Origin of the sequence: Idiomarina aquatica (assembly GCF_003987185.1) — a bacterium.
Classification (GTDB): domain Bacteria; phylum Pseudomonadota; class Gammaproteobacteria; order Enterobacterales; family Alteromonadaceae; genus Idiomarina; species Idiomarina aquatica.
Map to the genome: position 1 here is coordinate 73,865 of NZ_PIPS01000005.1, position 20,172 is coordinate 94,036.

Here is a 20,172-nt window from a genome sequence, read left to right on the forward strand (position 1 = left end):
CTGGCAATTGTGTTTATTGATTCGAGCCGCCCTGGCTCGGTTGACGGCAGATAACGGGAGAATGGCTTAGGCGTAGGTATCAATATGACCATCATTATCGCCGTCAGCATCCTGCTGCGGCGCATTTTGCTGCTGTTGTGACCCTTGCTTGCCGGACTGACGACGAGCGTCGTTATCGGTGATGGTATTGCTTTCCTCATCACTGATTTTAGCCACTTCTTTGGTTTTTTCTACCTGATTGACGCGCAATTGCTCGCGATCCTGATCGATCGGAATACGCGCATCACGCGGAATCAAAGGTACCATTGCATCGAAGTTTGCCACGTTCGTTCTCTCTGCTGACGGGTTGCCTCGGTAGGACTGAGCTCAGGCTCAGACCTCGTTTTGAGTATACAGACCCTTTTCCATTTGTACAAATTTTAACCGGCTCTTTTCAACCTTATCGGCTGGATTAAATTTAACCTGAGGGTTGCATTTATCCTGTGAGTCGTTATCATGCTATACAACTTATTTGTTAATCACCCACATTGGAGTCGCGAAATGCAAACTGAAATGCGCCAGCACCACCATCATCATTGGTTTTACATGGGCTAGCCATCAGTTTGTCTATGGGCTAGCCGAATAACGCTAGCCTTTCGCATGACTATACAACCCTTCGAAAGGCCGACTTTCGAAGGGTTTTTTAATTTTAGGAGCAATTATGACCGAACGTTTAACCATCGCCATTCAAAAATCGGGACGACTGAGTAAAGAGTCGCTGGCACTGCTGAACGCCTGTGGCGTTAAGTTCAGCATCAACGAAGCGCGTTTAATTGCTCACAGCACCAGCCACCCTATCGATCTATTGCGTGTACGTGATGATGACATTCCGGGTCTGGTCATGGACGGCGTCGTCGACTTAGGACTGGTCGGCGAGAACGTGTTAGAGGAAGTTCGCTTAGAGCGCGAAGCCGTCGGCGACGCTGCCGAATACAAGCCGCTACGGCCACTGGAGTTTGGTGGTTGCCGGTTATCCATCGCCGTGCCCCGCGAAACGCCGTTTGAAAAGCTGTCTGACCTTAACGGTAAGCGTATCGCCAGCACCTACCCCTACCTGTTGCAACGTTATTTAAAAGACAACGGCGTTAGTGCTAAGAACGTCAACCTTACCGGTTCCGTTGAAGTGGCGCCGCGCGCTGGGTTAGCTGATGCTATCTGTGATTTGGTGTCTACCGGAGCCACGCTGGAAGCCAATGGCTTGGTGGAAAAAGAAGTTATTTTTCGTTCGCAGGCGCAATTGATTCAAAGTAACGAGCCGTTATCACCGGAAAAACAGGCAATGATTGACCAATTACTGCCACGAATCGATGGTGTACAACTGGCAAAAGAAAGTAAGTACATCATGCTGCACGCCCCCAAAGCCGCGCTTGACGAAGTGATTGCCTTATTGCCGGGTGCGGAAACCCCGACGGTGTTGCCGCTGAGCCACACCGATGAACAAGTTGCGGTACACATGGTCAGTACCGAAAAGCTGTTCTGGGAAACTATGGAAGATCTTAAAGCGATTGGTTGTAGCTCGATTCTAGTGCTGCCAATTGAGAAAATGATGGGCTAAGGAGGTCGTCGATGTCCGCATTAACGATTGCAGTTGAACGCTGGAATGAGTTATCCGCTGAACAACAATCTGCGCGTCTTGCACGCCCGGAACAAAGTCGTTCAGCACAGCTAAAACAGAGTGTCAGCGACATTCTGGCACAGGTTCGCGAGGGTGGTGATGACGCCGTACTTAAGCTGACCCGCCAGTTTGATGACGCCAATGCCAGTCAACTGCTGATGACAGCACAACAGCGTCAGGCATTAATTGCTGCGCTGACGCCTAAGGTCAAAGCGGCCATCGATACCGCTTACGCAACCATCCGTCGGTTCCACCAGCAGCAACGTCCCCGTGATCTCAAGGTTGAAACGGCCCCAGGCGTAGTCTGCGAGTCACGTTACGTTGCCTTGCAGTCGGTCGGGTTGTACATTCCCGGTGGTACCGCAACATTGCCGTCAACCGCACTAATGCTCGGTGTACCGGCGCAGATTGCCGGTTGCCAGCGTAAAGTGTTGGTCACCCCTCCGGCCAAAGACGGTTCGATTCCGGCAGCCATTGCCTATGTTGCCGAATTGTGCGAGATCGATGACATCCTGCTATGCGGTGGCGCTCAGGCGATCGCGGCATTGGCTTACGGTACCGAGTCGGTCGAACCCGTCGATAAGATCTTTGGCCCGGGTAACGCCTTTGTCACTGAAGCCAAGCAACAGGTCAGTCAGGATCAAAGTGGCGTCGCCATTGATATGCCGGCCGGCCCTTCAGAGCTTTTAGTTATCGCTGATGACAGCGCCAGTCCGGCGTTTGTTGCGGCAGATTTATTGTCGCAGGCAGAGCATGGTGCTGACTCGCAGGTAATCCTGTTAACACCGTCAGAATCATTAGCGGCTCAGGTTCGCGAGCAATTGCTGCAGCAATGCGCACAGTTGTCACGCCAACACATTGCCGCTCAGGCACTAACCAACAGCCGGTTGCTGGTTACTGATTCGCTACAGCAAGCATTAACGCTGTCTGAACGTTATGCGCCGGAACACTTGTCGCTGCAGTTTAATGATGCCCGCGAAGCGTTGCCGCAGTTAACACGAGCCGGTTCCGTCTTTGTTGGTCACTACACACCGGAGTCCGGCGGTGACTACGCCACCGGTACTAACCACGTGTTGCCAACTTACGGTTATGCCCGCAATTACAGCAGTTTGGGACTGACCGACTTTTACCGTCGCTATACGGTTCAAGAAGCCAGTCGCGAAGGTTTGCAAGGTCTGGCTGATGCGATTACCACACTGGCCGAACTGGAAGGTCTGGATGCCCACGCCCGAGCTGTTACCATCCGTACAGAGGTGAACTCATGAAGTTAGCTGATAAACTGCAACGCCCGCACCTGGCTGAGCTGGTGCCATACGCCTCCGCCCGTCGCAGCATGAGCGGTGGCAACGTTTGGTTAAACGCCAATGAATCACCCTACTGTAACAGCTACCAACTGGATGACAGTCAGCTCAATCGCTACCCGGCGTTTCAATCCAGCGCACTGAACCAGGCCTATGCCGATTATGCCGGTGTCGAGCAGGACCAAGTTATGAGCTGCCGTGGCTCCGATGAAGCCATCGAGTTACTCATCCGTGCCTTTTGCGAGCCAGCCAGGGACGCGGTAGTTATTTGCCCGCCGACCTACGGTATGTACGCCATTTCCGCACAGACTCATGGCGCGGAGGTGATCGAAGTACCTTTACTGCAGGACAATTGGCAACTGGACATGACGGCGCTGATCGCCCGTGCCGCTGCGGCCAAACTGGTATTTTTGTGCTCACCTTCGAATCCGCTCGGACAACGTCTGGCGGCTGAAGACCTGCATAGGGTATTGACGGAATGTCCGGATACCCTGGTGGTGGTTGATGAAGCTTACATCGAATTTTGCCCACAAGCATCGGTTGCGCAACAACTGAACCAATACCCCAACCTGGTGGTATTGCGTACGTTATCGAAAGCCTTTGCGTTAGCCGGGGCTCGCTGTGGCTTTGCGTTAGCGAACAGTGACGTCATTACTGTTCTGAAAAAAGTTCTGGCGCCTTATCCGTTGCCGGATCTGACCGTACAAGTTGCCACACAGGCATTGAGTCAACAGGGGCTACAACGTTTAACACAACAAGTTTCCGCCTTGGTCACCGAGCGCGAGCGTCTCACATCGGCATTAGACCCATTACCCATGCGACGGATTGCCGATAGCGATACCAACTTTTTATTGTATGCTGTCGACAATGCTGAGCAACTTATCCAGGCTCTAGCCGGCCAGGGTATTTTGATCCGCAACCAGTCAGCGCAGCGCAATCTGCCCTCATGCGTGCGCATCAGTATTGGTGATGAAGCGCAAAACCAGGCACTTTTAAACGAATTGAATGATTATTTTGGAGTATCAGCATGAGTAAGCAGCGTTGGTTATTTATCGACCGCGACGGCACCCTGGTAGAAGAGCCGCCGGTCGACAAGCAACTGGACCGATTCGACAAACTGGTGTTCGAACCTAATGTGGTTCCCGCCTTACTTAAATTGCAGCAAGCCGGATACCAACTGGTGATGGTGAGTAATCAGGATGGGCTGGGTACCGACAGCTTTCCGACGGCTGATTTTGAAGGTCCTCATCAATTAATGATGAGCGTATTTGAATCGCAGGGCATTCGTTTTCAGGACGTGTTGATTTGCCCACACTTTGATGACGATAACTGCAGTTGTCGTAAACCTAAATTGGGCCTGGTACAGCGCTATTTGCAGGAAGGTCTTATCGACTTCACCGACAGCTACGTTATCGGCGATCGGGAAACCGATATGCAACTGGCGCAAAGCATGGGCATCCGCGGTATTCGCTACGATCGTAAGCAATGTGACTGGGACGCCATTTGCCGGCAACTGATTACTCGCCCGCGTACCGCACAGGTTACTCGTACCACACACGAGACCGATATTTTTATCGGCGTGGACCTAGACGCACAGGGACCGCGTGAGTTTGCCACCGGCATTGGTTTCTTCGACCATATGTTGGAGCAAATTGCGACCCACGCAGGTTTTGCCTTACAGGTAAAGGTTCAGGGCGACTTACACATCGATGATCACCACACCGTAGAAGATACCGCGCTGGCTATCGGGCAGGCACTGCGGCAGGCACTGGGTGATAAGCGTGGCATCGGCCGCTTTGGTTTTGCACTGCCGATGGACGAGTGCCGCGCCGAATGTTTGATCGATTTATCCGGCCGTCCTTATCTTAAGTGGGACGCTGAATTTAGCCGCGATAAAGTCGGTGAACTCTCAACCGAAATGGTTGAACACTTTTTCCGTTCACTGACCGACGCCATGGCAATGAGCCTGCACCTTTCAACCACTGAGGGCAACAGCCATCATCAGGTCGAAAGTCTGTTTAAAGTGTTTGGTCGCGCGCTACGTCAGGCCATTGCCCGTACTGGCGACAATCAATTACCGTCGAGCAAAGGAATGTTGGCATGAAGGTCGTCATTGTCGATACCGAATGCGCGAACTTAACCTCGGTTAAGTTCGCTTTTGAGCGACTCGGTGTGTCACCGCTGATTACCGATGACGCAGCGCTCATCGCCGCGGCTGATCGGGTGATTTTACCGGGTGTTGGTACCGCCGCCGCAGCGATGCGCAATTTGCAGCGTAAACAACTGGTGGCACCACTGCAAAACCTCACCCAACCAGTACTGGGGATTTGCCTGGGAATGCAATTGATGACCGCGCACTCAGAAGAAGGCGACGTCGATTGTTTAGGCGTTATTCCGGCGCAGACCAAACGTATGCAGGCCGAAGGACTTCCTCTGCCGCATATGGGTTGGAATACCATCAGTGCGGTTAATCAAAATCCATTGTTGGCCGCCGCGGAAACGCCCTACTGTTATTTTGTTCACAGTTATGCCGTGGCCGAAGATCAGTACACCATTGCCCGTTGCAACTATGGTGAACCTTTTGCCGCAATGATCAAAAAAGACAACTTTATCGGGGCGCAATTTCACCCCGAACGTTCTGGCGCAGCCGGGCGTCAATTGTTGAAACAATTTTTGGAGCTAGGTACATGTTAATTCCTGCGCTTGATTTAATCGATGGCCGTGTTGTACGCCTTTTCCAGGGTGACTTCGCACAGAAGACGGAATACCCTCTGGATCCCGTTCAACAGGCTCAAGCATACAAAGCGGCGGGCGCTGAGTGGCTGCACTTGGTCGACTTGGACGGCGCCAAAGATCCGGCCAAACGCCAACAGGCGCTGTTAAAAGAGATTACCCAACAATCCGGACTACGCTGTCAGGCCGGTGGCGGTATTCGTACTCAGCAGGATTTAGACGACCTCTTTGCCGCTGGTATTGAGCGTGTCGTGATAGGCTCAACCGCCGTCAATCAACCTGACCGCGTCCGTCACTGGTTTACCGAGTACGGTACCGACGCCATTGTACTGGCTCTGGATGTCAACATTGCCGATGACGGCAAAGCCATGGTCGCAACGCACGGCTGGCAGCAGAGCAGCGAACTGACCCTTGACAACGTGTTAAACCGTTTTCTTGATGTGGGTTGTCGCCATGTACTCTGTACCGACATCGCTAAAGACGGCACTCTAAGCGGCACCAATGTGGCGCTCTATCAGCGCTACAAAGCGCTGTACCCACAAATTCAGTGGCAGGCATCCGGGGGCGTCAGTAATCTTCAGGATTTGATCGATTTGAAACGCGTCAACTGTGATTCCGCCATTTTGGGCAAATCTCTTTTAACCGGACAGTTTGAGCTGCAGGAGGCGATCGCATGCTGGCAAAACGCATAATTCCCTGCCTTGATGTTCGCGATGGTCAGGTGGTCAAAGGCGTTAAGTTTCGTAACCACGAGTTAATCGGTGATATTTTACCGTTGGCGCGACGGTATGCCGAAATCGGTGCTGATGAGTTGGTGTTCTATGACATCACAGCGTCTTCCGATGGCCGTACGGTCGACAAGTCCTGGGTAGAGCGTGTTGCGCGCGAGATTGATATTCCCTTTACCGTCGCCGGCGGCATCCGCAGTAAAGCCCACGCACAAACGTTATTGTCGATGGGCGCGGACAAAATATCGATAAACTCACCGGCACTGTTAAACCCAGATTTGATCAATGAACTGGTCGATGAATTTGGTCAGCAGTGTGTGGTGATTGGTATCGACAGCTTTTTCAACGCCGAGAGCGGCGAGTACGAAGTCCACCAATTCACCGGCGACGAGAGTAAATCACGTCGCTCCGCCTGGCAAACCAAAGACTGGGTGAAAGAAGTGGTCGCCCGCGGTGCTGGTGAGATCGTGCTGAACTGCATGAATCAGGATGGCGTCCGCCAAGGTTATGATATCGAACAACTGCGTACGCTTCGCGCGCAATGCGATATACCGTTGATCGCCTCCGGCGGTGCCGGTAGCATCGAACACTTTATTGATGTGTTTAAACAGGCGAATGTGGACGGCGCATTGGCGGCCTCGGTGTTTCATAAAAACATCATCAGCATGGCAGAACTGAAGCAGCAATTACTGGCCAATCATGTGGTTGTACGCCCGCTTGAGCAGCCTTAAAAAACGCAGACAGGAAGGCATTTTCATGAAGTTAACACAACAAAACCAGGCGCAGTTGGGCTGGGACAAAATGGACGGCTTGTTGCCCTGTACCGTACAGCACGCGCTGACCGGTGAGGTTTTGATGCTCGGCTATATGTCGGCGGAAGCCGTCACCGCCTCGCTGGACAAGGGGCTGGTGACCTTCTACAGCCGCAGTAAACAGCGCCTATGGACCAAAGGTGAAAGTTCCGGGCATACACTGGAGCTACAGGGCTTGTACAGTGATTGTGACAATGACGCGTTGCTGGCGCTGGCGCTCCCGAATGGCCCGACCTGCCATCTCGGTACCCGTAGTTGTTTCGCCGAAGCGCCGGCACCACTGCTGCAGCAACTTGACCGCTTGATCGGCTCACGCAAAGACGCCGACCCGAGCGAAAGTTACACCGCTAAGCTGTTTGCCGCCGGCATTAAGCGGGCCGCACAAAAAGTCGGCGAGGAAGGTGTCGAAGTCGCCCTCGCCGCCACCGTTCGTGACATCGACGAACTGCATAACGAGAGTGCCGACTTGCTCTATCATTTGCTGGTGGTACTGCAAGCCTCAAACACGGATCTGGAAGCCGTGCTCAAGGTGTTAAAGCAACGCCAGAGCTAGTCCGCATTGAGTTGCTGTTGATAGTGACGGCGCTCGTAGTTGCTGGCGATATGACGCAGTCGTATCGTCAGCAGCACCGCCGCAACGGACAAACCGCTGATAAAACCAATCCAGAAACCAGCCGCTCCCATCGCCGGTACAATCCAGTCCGTCAGCCCCAGCACCACCCCAACGGTGAGGCCAAACGGCCAGTATGAGATAAACGCCATGAGCATCGGGTACTTGGTATCCTTATAACCACGCAACGTGCCCATCGCCACCACCTGAAAGGTGTCCGATAAGGTAAAGATTGCCGCCAACCCCATCAGGGTTCCGGCCAGCTCAATGATCTCGCGATTAGGCGTGTATAAGCTGGCTAGCCATTCGCCGCCTAACCACATGATCAGACCGTTAACCGCGGCAAAAACGCCACCTATCCAAAGCGCCATACGAAAGCTCAGCATCGCATTTTTCGGGTCTCCGGCGCCCAGCGCAAAGCCCACTCGTAAGGTAACGGCCATGGAGATACTGAGCGGTACCATATAAACCAATGAGCTGATGTTGAGTGCAATTTGATGCGCCGAGACCACGGTTGGGCCAAGCGGCGAGATCAATAGCGCCACAGCCGCAAACAAACTCACCTCAAAAAACAGCGACATCGAAATCGGAAAGCCCAGTCGCATGATATAGGTTACATCATCAAAGTTCGGCGGATACCAGCGTCGTAACAAACGCAGTTTGCGATAGCGCTTGGCGTAGAGTACGTACACCGCCATCGAAATCGCCATGCCCCACAACACCAATGCCGACGCCAGACCACAACCGGCCCCACCCAGTTCGGGAGCGCCAAAATGGCCATAAATAAAAATGTAGTTCGCCGGAATATTGATCATGAGACCAATAAAACCAATCACCAACGATGGCATGGTGTTCGATAGGCCTTCACAGAAGTTACGCAGTACCGCATAAACAACAAAGGCAGGCACACCAAAAGCAATGTAAAACAAGTAGTCGAGCGTCGTTTGCCGGAACTGTTGCTCAACTTCCATCGCATCCAGGATGTAAGGCGAGCCACTCATCAATAACAACGTCAAAAGACCGATAATGGCGCAGGCGTAGAATCCCTGTTGCAGCATATTGGCAATGCGGCGGTGCCGACCCGCTCCGTCAAAGTGCGAAATGACCGGAGCTAGTGCCAGCGCGAGGCCAAAAATCAACAACGTCACCGGCACAAAAATACTGCCACCAACGGATACCGCAGCCAAATCTACGGCGCCTTTACGGCCGGCCATAACCGTATCAACCACACTCATCAACATTTGCGTCAACTGCGCGATTAAAATGGGTCCGGTGAGGCGCGCAAGTTTGGTTATTTCAGTTGTTGGTCGGGTCATTTAACGACATCACTCTCTAAATAAAGTCGGATAACAAAGGAGATACCTCAGCCGGATGCGTCAGTGGTCCCATGTGCCCAGCCGCAACCTGCTGTTCCGTCAGGTTAGGTAATACCGAGCTCAAGGCCCGGACGACGGCCTGTGCACTGCGCCGGGTATATTCGCCGCTGATCAATAATACCGGCTGCTTTATGCGGGCGTAATCATCAAGCTGCAATGGTTCGTTCAGTAAGGCGTCAAAATCGAGGCTGACTTTTTCTGCCTGACTTACCATCAGCGCCTGAATCTTAGCCGGCAGCGCGTCAAAATAGCCCGGTTGATTCCAATAGTCGACAAAAGTACGGGTGCATGCGGTTGCGTCTTTTCCGTGCATCGCATCACTGATGGCGCGAATTTCCATCATGCCGGGCGAGTCCTCCGGCAACACATGAAATGAAACCGGCTCGTATACCGCCACCTTGTTTACGGCTAGCGCTTGGTCGGCGACAATTTTTAACGCCAGCGCACCACCATAAGAGTGACCAACGACCGTTAACGGCTGTTGCACCGCCGCCGCGGCAATGGCTTCCTGCACCCGAGGAATCTCATGTTGTAAACGAAAATGCGTCGTTATCGATGCCTGTGGCGCATTGCCGTAGCCCAGCAAATCCACCGCCAGCACGTTCACCCGCTCACCCACCGTCTGAATGAAATGACGCCACTGCGAGCTGGCACTTTGCGAACTGTGTAACAGCAACACCGTATCGGCATCCGGCTGCGCTGCCGGACGATAATACACACCTGCCTGCAATTCCTTCATCACCACCTCACCATAGTGTGCCAATATAACGACCGATCAAAATCCCTGCTTCCAGTATCAACACGGCGAACGTTCCTGCAACCCCAATGGCGCGGGGCGTTGACGCTCCGACCGTACGAGTGAGCCCCACCGCATGAGCCAACCGCGCGATCACCAGCACGATACCTAGCCCATGCACCCACAGCGTCGCGATACCACTGAATTCGATAATGGCTAACAGAATCAGCGCCAGTGGTACGTATTCAATGAAGTTACCATGCACGCGCACGGCGGCTTTCAAATCCTCGGCCTGACCGGTACCGATACCCACGCGGTGCTTCCAGCGCAGACGGATAATTCGTACAGCCAGAATCAGATAGAGCAGCGTTAACAGAGCGGCGTAAAAGCCGGTTATGGTTAACGAAGGAGTGAATGACGGTGTCATCGTTTGTTCCTTTTATGTAAAAAGGCCCACCTGCGGTGAGCCTTTCTGGTAAGGTTAAGTCGGTTAAACCCCGGGATTACTGCTGAAGCAATTCACCCAGCTCTTTACTGACTTGCTCAACAGCTTTGGTACCATCGATCTTATGGTACTCAGTATCTGTTTCGTTAGCCAGTTTTTGATAATACTCAACCAATGGCTCTGTCTGCTCGTGGTAGACCGCCAGACGTTTACGTACCGTCTGCTCCTGGTCATCCGGACGAACGACTAATTCTTCACCGGTAACATCATCTTTGCCTTCTTCTTTCGGCGGATTATGCTCAACATGGTAAACACGGCCTGAGCCAGGATGGACGCGACGTCCACTCATGCGCTTAACGATAACATCGTCCGGCACGTCGAATTCAAGCACATAATCGACCTCGATTCCGTGCTCTCGCATAGCGTCAGCTTGTGGAATGGTGCGCGGAAAGCCATCCAATAAAAAACCGTTTTGGCAATCGGGTTCAGCGATCCGTTCTTTCACCAGCTCAATAATGATCTCATCCGACACCAACTGGCCTGCATCCATCACCTGCTTTGCCTTTTTGCCGAGTTCTGAACCCGACTTGATGGCAGAACGAAGCATATCGCCTGTTGAAATTTGTGGAATACCAAACGTGTTCATCAAGAACTGAGCTTGAGTTCCCTTCCCAGCTCCGGGAGCGCCTAAGAGAATGATGCGCATATACAGCCTCATTTTTTGATTTAAAAGTTTGTTGGGAACTTTACCCCGATGAAGCCGTTATTACAAGCAAGAAGCGCCGTCGCAGCGCGGTTGCTGCGACGGCATTAAGGTGGGTTAAGCGTCAAGCATTAACTTATTCAGCTTAGTGACAAAAGACGCCGGATCTTTAAGACTACCGCGCTCTGCAAGGGTTGCCTGGTCCAGTAAGACCTCCGCCCATTGCTTAAACGCATCGTCATCTTTGGCCGTCATTTTTACGACTAAAGGATGATTCGGGTTGACCTCAAAAATGTACTTGGTCTCAGGTACTTTTTGTCCGGCCGCTTCCATCAGTTTCGCCATTTGCGTGCTCATATCGTGTTCGTCGGTAATGATACACGCCGGCGAGTCGGTCAAACGGTGGGTTACCCGCACCTTTTTCACCTTATCGCCCAGAGCCGTTTCAAAACGCTTCAACTGATCTTTGAAGGCCTCTTCGGCTTTTTCCTGTTCTTGCTTATCCTGTTCATCATCCAGTTCACCCAAGTCCAGATCGCCACGGGTGACCGACTGCAACGGTTTGTCTTTGAACTCCGTCAGGTGACTCATCAACCACTCGTCGATGCGGTCAGACAACAACAACACTTCAACCCCTTTCTTACGGAAAATTTCCAGTGCCGGGTTATTTTTCGCCGCTTCATAGCTGTCAGCAACAATATAGTAAATCTTATCCTGACCTTCTTTCATGCGCTCAATGTAGTCATCCAGACTGACCGTTTGAGCCGATGAATCGCCATGCGTTGAGCTAAAACGAAGCAACTCGGCGATGCGCTCTCGGTTGGCGTGATCTTCCGCAGGGCCCTCTTTCAGGACATTACCAAAGGTATCCCAGAACTGCTGATATTGCTCGCTGTCATCTTTCGCCAGCTTCTTCAGCATTTGCAGTACCTTTTTGGTGCTGCCGTTGCGCATCGCACGGGTGATCTTGTTATCCTGCAAGATCTCACGTGATACGTTCAACGGTAGATCATTGGTATCAATGAGGCCTTTAACAAAACGCAAATACGTTGGCATCAGCTGCTCTGCGTCATCCATGATAAAGACGCGTTTTACATAAAGCTTAACACCGTGCTGCTGTTCACGGTTCCACAGATCCCATGGCGCTCGTTTCGGAATATACAGCAAGCTGGTGTACTCAGTGGTACCCTCAACTTTGTTGTGACTCCAAAGTAACGGATCATCAAAATCGTGCGCAACGGTCTTGTAAAACTCTTTGTATTCGTCGTCGGAAATCTCGGCTTTGTCACGTGTCCACAACGCTTTACCTGAGTTAACGGTTTCCCATTTACCGGGTTCTGCCGGGGTCTTTTCACCGTCTTCGCCTTCCTGTTCAGGAACCGGTTCTTTCCACATTTGTACCGGAATACTCAGGTGCTCGGAATATTTATTAATGATACCGCGCAAACGGAATTCATCCAGAAATTCATCCTCGCCTTCTTTCAGGTGCAGGATAATATCCGTACCACGTCGAGCTTTTTCGGTTTCAGTGATTTCGAATTCACCTTCACCCTTTGAACGCCACTCAACGCCTATACTGCCTTTATCAAGCGCCGAACGAGTGCGCACCACCACCTCGTCTGCAACGATAAACGCCGAATAGAAACCCACACCAAACTGACCAATCAGCTGGCTGTCTTTAGCTTGATCACCCGACAGCTGTCCAAAAAATTCAGCCGTGCCCGATTTTGCGATGGTACCGAGGTTGTTCATCACCTCATCACGGGTCATGCCAATACCGTTATCGCTAATGGTGATGGTGCGAGCGTCTTTATCCAGTGAAATCCGCACATGCAGTTCACTGTCATCGCCGTATAGTGAATTGTCACTCAGCGCTTTAAAGCGCAATTTATCAGCGGCATCAGAGGCATTTGATACCAGCTCGCGCAGAAAAATCTCTTTGTTGGAATACAACGAATGGATCATCAAATGCAGAAGTTGTTTTACTTCTGTCTGAAATCCATGTTTTTCGGTTTGACCGGCTTCCGCCATAGTGGTTTTCTCCTATCATCTTAGCAATCTGCTGTAGAAATGGGGATGAGTCGGAGAAATTCAAGCGTTTTGTTAACGAGAAAATTGCTTTCGACCGCTAAATGCGTGTCCTAAGGTGGTCTGATCAACGTAACCCAGCTCACCGCCAACCGGTACCCCATGGGCGATACGCGTGGTGTTGATGTTTAACTGCTCAGCAATATCGGCAATATAATGCGCCGTTGCGTCGCCCTCGACGGTTGGGTTAGTGGCCAAAATGATTTCCTCTATCGGCCCTTGTTTTAACTGTAACTCAAGTTCATCCAAACCAATGTCGGCCGGACCAATGCCATCCAGCGGTGACAAATGACCCATTAGCACGAAATAACGTCCTTTAAACTGCGACGTTTGTTCAATGGCTAACACATCCGCCGGCGTCTCAACAATACAGAGGAAGCCGCTCTCACGACGCCCGGGGTTGGCACAGATGCGGCACAGCGGCTCTTCGGTCAGAGTTCGGCATTGTTGACAATGACTGACCTGCTCAACAGCACGCTGCAGACTGCTTGCTAAACTCGCAGCACCGGAGCGATCCCGCTCGAGCAAGTGAAAGGCCATACGTTGCGCTGTTTTCTGACCGACACCCGGCAAGCGCTTTAGGTCATCGACTAATGCGTCAATTGCCGGACTGATACCCTGTGCCATGCTGTACTGTCCTTAAAACGGCATTTTAAAACCCGGGGGTAAACCCATACCGCCGGTCACTTCGCCCATTTTTTCTTTGCTGGTCTCTTCAACGCGGCGCACCGCATCATTGGTTGCAGCGGCGATCAAATCTTCCAGCATTTCCTGGTCATCGTCCATCAGGCTAGGGTCAATACTGACGCGCTTGACATTGTGGTTGCCGAGCATCGTAATCTTAACCAGTCCCGCGCCAGCTTCACCGGTGACTTCCAGGTTGGCGATCTCTTCCTGAGCTTTCTGCATGCGCTCCTGCATTTGCTGCGCCTGCTTCATCATATTGCCCATACCACCTTTAAACATGTTGTTTTCCTCTTTTTAAACGGCTTTAATCGTTGATTCATCAACTTCTGCGGCAAAGCGCTGTTTTAATTCCAGCACCGCTGCATCGTTCTGTACCCATTCTACCGCAAGCTGATGGCGATAGGCATCGATATGTTGTTGAATCATTAATGGGGTTGGTACCCGGGGCTCTTCAACCCTAAACTCAAATTTTCCTTGTGCCGCCAGACTTTGTTGCAACGCCAGTCGCACCGATTCAGCCGTCGCGTCGCTCAGCAGGCTTTGCTGCGCAGGGGCGACATTAATCAGCCAATGGTTGTCGGCGACCTTCACCAAATTTGAGTTTAACAACAATTGCCGCCCTAACCCGCTGATATCCATCGCCGCAATTAATGCCGACCAATCATCGACTTGCTCCGCGAGTCGAATATCGGGGGTGAGTTGCGGTAACAGCGACGTGAGCTCAGGTTGATTCGGTACGGCCTCCGGATCCGAGGCTGTTGTTGTTACCGGTGATGGTGCCTGAGGCGACGCAAAAGGCGTATCGGTTACGGATGTGGCCTCTACTGTGGCCGGTTCAATGTCGTTTTTTTTTTCGCCGTCGGTCTGACCACGATCAGCAGAACGCAACTGCTCTCGCATCTGCAATAAATCACTTAAGTCCCCGGCAACCTCAGTTTCCGGCGGAGTGTCCGGCGCTGGCGGTGTCGACGCTGCCGTCGGGCTCGCCGACGGCGATGGCTCAGGAGTCACTTCAGCGACCGCATCGGAGGATACCGCAGAGGGTGTCGCGGTTGTGCGCTCATCCGTTTCGTTGATCGTAGCATCGACCGTTAGTCCGTCGACCGGACGAAACGCCAGTAGTCGTAACAGCGTCATCTCAACACCGCTGCGGTCATCAACGCTGTGCGGTAACTCTTTACGGCCTTCAAGTACCAATCGATAATAGAGTTGGATGACTTCCGCAGGAAGTTGTCTTAACAGCTGTTTAAAGCCGCCCTGCTGCTCCTCATCCGTTGCCAGTTCCGGTAACTGCTGAACTAACGCCAGACGGTGTAATAACGCCTGTAATTCAGCCAATACCATGCCAATATCAGGCACCAGTGCTGCCATTTCATCAAGCAGCGCGAACGCACCGTTGGCGTCGTTCGCGGCGATCTTGCTCAATAAGCCAATCATATCCGCGCGCGGTACGTTGCCGAGCATTTGTTGCACACTTTGCAGGTTAACCGCACCACTGCCCTGGGCGATGGCTTGGTCGGTCAAACTGAGTCCGTCCCGCATACTCCCTCGCGCGGCGCGGGCCAATAGCGGCAATGCCTCAGCGTCGTAGTCAATGGTTTCGGCGGATAATACCGTTTGCAGTTGTTGTGTGATTAAATCTGGCGTTAATGCGCGCAGATTAAACTGCAGGCACCGTGAAACCACGGTAATCGGCAATTTTTGTGGGTCTGTCGTCGCCAGCAAAAATTTGACGTGTTCGGGGGGCTCTTCCAGGGTTTTTAACAGTGCATTAAAACTGTGCCGTGAAAGCATATGCACTTCGTCAATCAGATATACTTTAAAACGCCCCTGAGAAGGCCGATACTGAACGTTGTCCAACAGTTCACGGGTATCTTCGACCTTGGTCCGCGACGCCGCATCGATTTCTAACAGATCGACAAACCGGCCTTCGTTAATTTCACGGCATGACTGACAGGTTCCGCAAGGCGTCGCCGAAACCCCTTGCTCACAGTTAAGCGCCTTAGCCAGAATGCGCGCAATGGTCGTTTTCCCAACACCTCGCGTACCGGTGAACAAATAGGCGTGATGCAGACGATTGTTCTCCAGTGCATGACGCAATGGCTCTAACACGTGGGTTTGTCCTACCACTTCATTGAATTGTGACGGACGCCATTTTCGTGCCAGCACCTGGTAGCTCATGTTTGCTTAGCTCACTTAATCGTTAAAACCGACACAAGGTATAGCATGCTAACCCTTGTTGCTGCAATTTTTGTTCACCCGGCAAACCATCGAGGGTGACTAAAAAAGCCGCTTCGTGGATCCGTGCCTGTGTCTGTTTAATCAGTTTTGCGGCCGCTTCTACGGTACCCCCGGTCGCCAGCAGGTCATCGACAATGAGGACGTTATCAGACGCCTTCAACGAGTCCGATCGCATTTGCAACTGATCTTCGCCGTATTCCAGCTGATAGCGTTGAGTGATGACGTTACCCGGCAATTTCCCCGGTTTGCGCAGCAGTGTCAACCCACAGCCCAGTGCCTTGGCAATCGCGGCACCGAAAATAAATCCGCGCGCTTCAACGGCAGCAACCTGGGTAATGCCCTGTTGAATGTAACGCTCGACAAAAAAATCGATACACGCTGAAAATGCCTCAGCATTTTGCAGCAGTGGTGTAATATCACGGAAGGTGATACCCGGCTTAGGATAATCTTCAATCGCAGCAATGGTGTTTTTGAGTTGCTCAAGCGTCATGACCCGGTAGTTTCCCTTGTCGTTAAGACGATAATTAAATGATCAGGCGACGGAGCGTTGGATGTGCGTTTTAATCTGTTCACGCACCGGCTCTGCCTGCAATGGCTTACTAAAACAGGCGGTTGCGCCGGCCTTGAGAGCCTTGGGTTCAACCTCGGTTAAATCCTGAGTGGTCATAAAGAATATCGGTGCGTCTCGATAGGGCTCAAGCTCACGCAGATTTTTTAATAAGCTTAAGCCATCCATCACTGGCATCTTATGATCGGTGAGGATCATATCGAACGACTCAGTCTTGGCTTTGCTCAAACCATCAAGGCCGTCTTTGGCCGTAACGATATGGAAGTTGAGTGGCGCTAATACATCGAGCACATGCTCGCGCGTACGGTCTTTATCCTCGACAACGAGTATAGAGACTGACATGTCAGTATTCACCTATTAAGTGCGATGGTAAAACGGGATGTTTTACGCTGAGAAAAATTGGACAATCCGAAGTACAAGCGGCAGGCAACTAATGCCCACAAATAAAACCAATCCAGCCAGTAAAAACTTAAAGCCAGCAGGTTCTTTATAATTATCGGCAGCCATAATACATTCCTCTTATGAAAGTCGGCGCAGATCATACTCGATAATCTCCGATTTAACAAACCGCTTTACAAAGAAAAAGCCCCGCCATAAGGCAGGGCTTTTTTATCGTTGAGCGACTTTCAATCGTTACAGCTTAACGCCTTTGCGCTCCGCTGTTGACTGAATGAAGCCACGCCAGCTACGGGCGCTGCGACGCTGTCCGTCAAACTCTGCTGCGCGGTTTACTGCGCGCAGGGCTTCCGGGTACTGTTCACTGTAGAAATAAGCTTCTGCCAGTGACATGTACACACGACCCTCGTCAGCACCTTCTAAGTAGTCAAGCGCACGACGTAGCGGGGCTACTGCCTCAGCATACTGCTCGTTAAGCATTAACAAGTTACCGCGTTTACGATAGTACTCGCCTTTGTCGTCAGCATCTTCAGCGGCTTCAGCAGCGCGAAGATACCAAGCCACAGCTTCATCGAACTCTTTCGCACGGTGGAAACTGTTGGCAACGGTCGCGAAATTCTTCGCCGTTCCCTCAATATCACCGTTGTCGATGTGCTTCGCCATGGTTACTGCAGCTTTATATGGAATACCTGAGTTGTCATAAAGTTGAACCAGCATTTTGTATTGGTTCTCTTTATCCAGGTAACCCGCCAGATAGGCGATTTCCATCGTAGCCAGCGACTTGTCGTAGTTCTCTTCAATCATGTAGAACTGCGCCAATTGAGGCCACCACTGCGTAACGCCAGGTAACTTATTGATACCCTCTTCAAGAACTTCGATTGCTTGAGGATACATCTTACGTTCGTAGTAAGACGCCATCAGCAACGTATAAATGTTCTTGTCAGCTTCTTCAGAGTTGTTCAGGGCTGCACGTGCAAACGGCACCACTTCAGCAAACTCTTTCTTCTGATAGTAAGCGTTCGCAACGAAAGTCAGAATTTGCGGGTCAAGATCACCGGTAAACTCTAACCAACGCGTCAGGTAGTCAATCGACATATCGTAGCGTTCTTCCTGAAGTGCCAACTGACCAACCAATTTCAATACCGCGGCCTGATCGTTCCAACCGAGAATATCTTGGTCAGCCGAGTTTTTCAGGATATCTAACGCTCGTTTTGTCTGCTCGTCTTGCGCATACAGGGTACCTAAGAAGCGCCCCATGTAGGCCTGGTCGTAACCAGGGTCCAGATCGGGGTACTCTTCTTCAAGAATGGCAATCGCCTCTTGAAGTTGCTCTTGCTCGTACAGCTCAAAAGCATCCATAATCGCCCGCCCGGTACTCTGACCTGCGGCTTGGTTCTTACGGTTTTTCTTTTGCGCCTCTACGGTTTCTTTGCTTGGGATATCAAGTCCCAGGTCCTGTGCTGCAACCGGAGCGGTCGCAAGCACAGAAGCAAAGGCAAGGGCACTAACAAATGTCTTCATTGCTGCTTTCATTTCTTATTGCCCATCCATAGTGAAGTCGAGCTGCACGGTCATACCCGGTTGACTAACCGCTTTACCATCTATGACCTTAGGCTTGTACTTCCAACGCAATAATGCGCGGCGTGCCTCTCGGTCAAAAACTCGACGTGGTTCAGAGTCTATGACTTCAACATCGGTCACACTACCGTCAGGTGCGATGGTGAAACGCAGTTGTACCCAACCTTCGGTGCCGTTACGGGCAGCTGATGGTGGATAACGCGGTTCGATACGCACGATCGGTGTTGCGTCACCGTCTTGATTCAGAAGGTTGCCTGGACCCGATAAACCGGTGTCAGCACCACCTACATCTACGTCAAAGCCCATATTCATGTTCATACCACTGTTGTCGCTGGTATCAGGTTCTGCCTGAGGTGTCTCAGGAGGCTGCTCCGGCGGCGGTGGCGGCGGCGGTGGTGTCCGCTGCCGTTGTTGAACGTCGGACTCAGGTGGCGACGTTACGATCTCGATGACCGGCGATGGGGGCGGAGCTTCATTACTTTTCGCCCCCCCGCCGATTAAGTAAGCCATAAAAGCAAACAGAGCAAACGTAACGGCGGCACCTAGTAGTAAAGATACTAAAAAGCGCACCATATTAGTTATTCTCCGCTGCTATGGATATCTTATCGATACCCGCTTCCTTAACTTGGTCCATAACTTCAACAACACGACCATGTTCAGCTTGTTTGTCTGCCTGGATAACAACAAGATCCGTTGGCTGCTCAGCAAGCATACGTTCTAAGTTTGCTGCTACGCGTTCAACATCAACCTGACGTTTATCCATCCAGACTTCACCGTTATCGCGAATCGCGATAAAGATGTTAGCTGAAGGCTCCTTGTTCGCTTGGTTAGCTTCAGGCTTATTGACCTGAATACCCGCTTCTTTAACGAAAGAGGTCGTTACGATAAAGAAGATCAACATGATGAAGACGATGTCCAACATCGGCGTCATATCAATCGCCGCATCTTCCTCTTCGCGAATACGATTACGTGCCATAATTTTACTCTCTTAGTGATGTGGCAGACTGTCGACCAGGCTTTGCTTCGCGCGACGCACTTTACTTTCTAAACGTGTCGCGAAAAACATACCGGATAACGCTGCAACCATTCCCGCCATTGTCGGGATTGTTGCCATCGAAATACCCGACGCCATCAAACGGGGATTACCCGTACCCTGCACTGCCATGATTTCAAATACCGTAATCATACCGGTCACAGTACCTAACAGCCCTACGAGAGGACAAAGCGCAACACAGGTTTTAATCAACAGAATACGTGCATTCAGTTTATCGTTAGCTTCGGAAATCCATGCTTCACGGATTCTATGTGCGTACCATGAGGTGGTGTCTTTCCGGGCGTCCCACTCCGCAATAATTTTTTTGCGGAGTTTAGGGAACGAGCCCGATAGGAACCAATAACGCTCAATCATTAGTACCCACATTAGAAAGAGTACCCCCATGATGATGTATAAAACATCACCACCGGTCGCAATAAAATCCCTGATAGATTCCCAAAGTTCCATCAGGTAAAGCATGGG

The 20,172-nt window shown here is 51.6% G+C and carries 24 protein-coding genes; 8 read left to right on the forward strand and 16 right to left on the reverse strand.

The features are described 5' to 3' along the window. Positions 1 to 66: 66 nt before the first annotated feature. Positions 67 to 324, reverse strand: a complete 258-nt coding sequence (locus tag CWE23_RS12850; protein ID WP_105306885.1) for a hypothetical protein — start codon at positions 322 to 324, stop codon at positions 67 to 69. 376 nt (positions 325 to 700) lie between these two features. Here CWE23_RS12850 and hisG point away from each other — a divergent pair, with 376 nt between their 5' ends. Genes hisG through hisIE form a run of 8 tightly spaced genes read left to right on the forward strand, consistent with a single transcriptional unit; the run spans position 701 to position 7,781 of the window. After that, positions 701 to 1,594 carry an ATP phosphoribosyltransferase gene (gene hisG, locus CWE23_RS12855; protein WP_105306886.1) on the forward strand — a complete coding sequence of 298 codons (894 nt, stop codon included), beginning with the start codon at positions 701 to 703 and terminating at the stop codon, positions 1,592 to 1,594. Between the two features lie 11 nt (positions 1,595 to 1,605). Continuing rightward, a complete protein-coding gene (gene hisD, locus CWE23_RS12860; protein ID WP_126820454.1) occupies positions 1,606 to 2,919 on the forward strand; it encodes a histidinol dehydrogenase in 1,314 nt (437 codons plus the stop codon). Further along, entirely contained in the window at positions 2,916 to 3,986 is a 1,071-nt protein-coding gene (hisC, locus tag CWE23_RS12865; RefSeq protein WP_126820455.1) for a histidinol-phosphate transaminase, read from the forward strand. Before hisD ends, hisC begins: the two co-directional genes overlap by 4 nt. Beyond that, positions 3,983 to 5,059 carry a bifunctional histidinol-phosphatase/imidazoleglycerol-phosphate dehydratase HisB gene (gene hisB, locus CWE23_RS12870; RefSeq protein WP_105306889.1) on the forward strand — a complete coding sequence of 359 codons (1,077 nt, stop codon included), beginning with the start codon at positions 3,983 to 3,985 and terminating at the stop codon, positions 5,057 to 5,059. Before hisC ends, hisB begins: the two co-directional genes overlap by 4 nt. After that, positions 5,056 to 5,649 carry an imidazole glycerol phosphate synthase subunit HisH gene (hisH, locus tag CWE23_RS12875; RefSeq protein ID WP_105306890.1) on the forward strand — a complete coding sequence of 198 codons (594 nt, stop codon included), beginning with the start codon at positions 5,056 to 5,058 and terminating at the stop codon, positions 5,647 to 5,649. Before hisB ends, hisH begins: the two co-directional genes overlap by 4 nt. Beyond that, positions 5,643 to 6,380, forward strand: coding sequence for a 1-(5-phosphoribosyl)-5-[(5-phosphoribosylamino)methylideneamino]imidazole-4-carboxamide isomerase (hisA, locus tag CWE23_RS12880; RefSeq protein ID WP_126820456.1), 738 nt, complete (start codon positions 5,643 to 5,645; stop codon positions 6,378 to 6,380). Before hisH ends, hisA begins: the two co-directional genes overlap by 7 nt. After that, the gene (gene hisF, locus CWE23_RS12885; RefSeq protein ID WP_126820457.1) at positions 6,362 to 7,147 is read left to right on the forward strand and encodes an imidazole glycerol phosphate synthase subunit HisF; all 786 of its coding nucleotides are present in this window, start codon (positions 6,362 to 6,364) and stop codon (positions 7,145 to 7,147) included. Before hisA ends, hisF begins: the two co-directional genes overlap by 19 nt. 25 nt (positions 7,148 to 7,172) lie before the next feature. Then, positions 7,173 to 7,781, forward strand: a complete 609-nt coding sequence (hisIE, locus tag CWE23_RS12890; protein WP_105307772.1) for a bifunctional phosphoribosyl-AMP cyclohydrolase/phosphoribosyl-ATP diphosphatase HisIE — start codon at positions 7,173 to 7,175, stop codon at positions 7,779 to 7,781. Here the strand turns inward: hisIE and CWE23_RS12895 are convergent. The 15 genes from CWE23_RS12895 to CWE23_RS12960 form a co-directional block, all read right to left on the reverse strand. Continuing rightward, positions 7,778 to 9,154 (reverse strand): MATE family efflux transporter, encoded by a 1,377-nt coding sequence (locus CWE23_RS12895; protein WP_105306893.1) that lies wholly within the window; start codon positions 9,152 to 9,154, stop codon positions 7,778 to 7,780. The genes hisIE and CWE23_RS12895 overlap by 4 nt on opposite strands. Before the next feature lie 16 nt (positions 9,155 to 9,170). Further along, positions 9,171 to 9,953, reverse strand: coding sequence for an alpha/beta fold hydrolase (locus CWE23_RS12900; RefSeq protein ID WP_105307773.1), 783 nt, complete (start codon positions 9,951 to 9,953; stop codon positions 9,171 to 9,173). 7 nt (positions 9,954 to 9,960) lie between these two features. Continuing rightward, entirely contained in the window at positions 9,961 to 10,377 is a 417-nt protein-coding gene (locus CWE23_RS12905; RefSeq protein ID WP_126820458.1) for an MAPEG family protein, read from the reverse strand. Positions 10,378 to 10,453: 76 nt separating this feature from the next. Further along, positions 10,454 to 11,101 (reverse strand): adenylate kinase, encoded by a 648-nt coding sequence (adk, locus tag CWE23_RS12910; RefSeq protein ID WP_105306895.1) that lies wholly within the window; start codon positions 11,099 to 11,101, stop codon positions 10,454 to 10,456. Positions 11,102 to 11,215: 114 nt separating this feature from the next. Continuing rightward, a complete protein-coding gene (htpG, locus tag CWE23_RS12915; protein WP_105306896.1) occupies positions 11,216 to 13,129 on the reverse strand; it encodes a molecular chaperone HtpG in 1,914 nt (637 codons plus the stop codon). A 72-nt stretch (positions 13,130 to 13,201) separates the two neighbouring features. Further along, the gene (gene recR, locus CWE23_RS12920; protein ID WP_126820459.1) at positions 13,202 to 13,813 is read right to left on the reverse strand and encodes a recombination mediator RecR; all 612 of its coding nucleotides are present in this window, start codon (positions 13,811 to 13,813) and stop codon (positions 13,202 to 13,204) included. Positions 13,814 to 13,825: 12 nt separating this feature from the next. Further along, positions 13,826 to 14,152 carry a YbaB/EbfC family nucleoid-associated protein gene (locus CWE23_RS12925; protein ID WP_105306898.1) on the reverse strand — a complete coding sequence of 109 codons (327 nt, stop codon included), beginning with the start codon at positions 14,150 to 14,152 and terminating at the stop codon, positions 13,826 to 13,828. Between the two features lie 15 nt (positions 14,153 to 14,167). Then, positions 14,168 to 16,054 carry a DNA polymerase III subunit gamma/tau gene (gene dnaX, locus CWE23_RS12930; protein ID WP_126820460.1) on the reverse strand — a complete coding sequence of 629 codons (1,887 nt, stop codon included), beginning with the start codon at positions 16,052 to 16,054 and terminating at the stop codon, positions 14,168 to 14,170. A gap of 22 nt (positions 16,055 to 16,076) precedes the next feature. Then, the gene (locus tag CWE23_RS12935) at positions 16,077 to 16,604 is read right to left on the reverse strand and encodes an adenine phosphoribosyltransferase (RefSeq protein ID WP_126820461.1); all 528 of its coding nucleotides are present in this window, start codon (positions 16,602 to 16,604) and stop codon (positions 16,077 to 16,079) included. Positions 16,605 to 16,646: 42 nt separating this feature from the next. Beyond that, positions 16,647 to 17,024: a response regulator gene (locus CWE23_RS12940; RefSeq protein ID WP_126820462.1), complete on the reverse strand. Its 378-nt coding sequence runs from the start codon at positions 17,022 to 17,024 to the stop codon at positions 16,647 to 16,649. Positions 17,025 to 17,066: 42 nt separating this feature from the next. Continuing rightward, positions 17,067 to 17,189 carry a hypothetical protein gene (locus CWE23_RS13960; protein WP_262339843.1) on the reverse strand — a complete coding sequence of 41 codons (123 nt, stop codon included), beginning with the start codon at positions 17,187 to 17,189 and terminating at the stop codon, positions 17,067 to 17,069. Between the two features lie 126 nt (positions 17,190 to 17,315). Continuing rightward, a complete protein-coding gene (locus tag CWE23_RS12945) occupies positions 17,316 to 18,599 on the reverse strand; it encodes a tetratricopeptide repeat protein (protein WP_241970646.1) in 1,284 nt (427 codons plus the stop codon). Between the two features lie 15 nt (positions 18,600 to 18,614). Next, positions 18,615 to 19,229: an energy transducer TonB gene (locus CWE23_RS12950; RefSeq protein ID WP_105306903.1), complete on the reverse strand. Its 615-nt coding sequence runs from the start codon at positions 19,227 to 19,229 to the stop codon at positions 18,615 to 18,617. Between the two features lies 1 nt (position 19,230). Next, a complete protein-coding gene (locus CWE23_RS12955; protein ID WP_105306904.1) occupies positions 19,231 to 19,632 on the reverse strand; it encodes an ExbD/TolR family protein in 402 nt (133 codons plus the stop codon). A 12-nt stretch (positions 19,633 to 19,644) separates the two neighbouring features. Then, entirely contained in the window at positions 19,645 to 20,169 is a 525-nt protein-coding gene (locus CWE23_RS12960) for a MotA/TolQ/ExbB proton channel family protein (RefSeq protein ID WP_105306905.1), read from the reverse strand. Positions 20,170 to 20,172 lie beyond the last annotated feature (3 nt).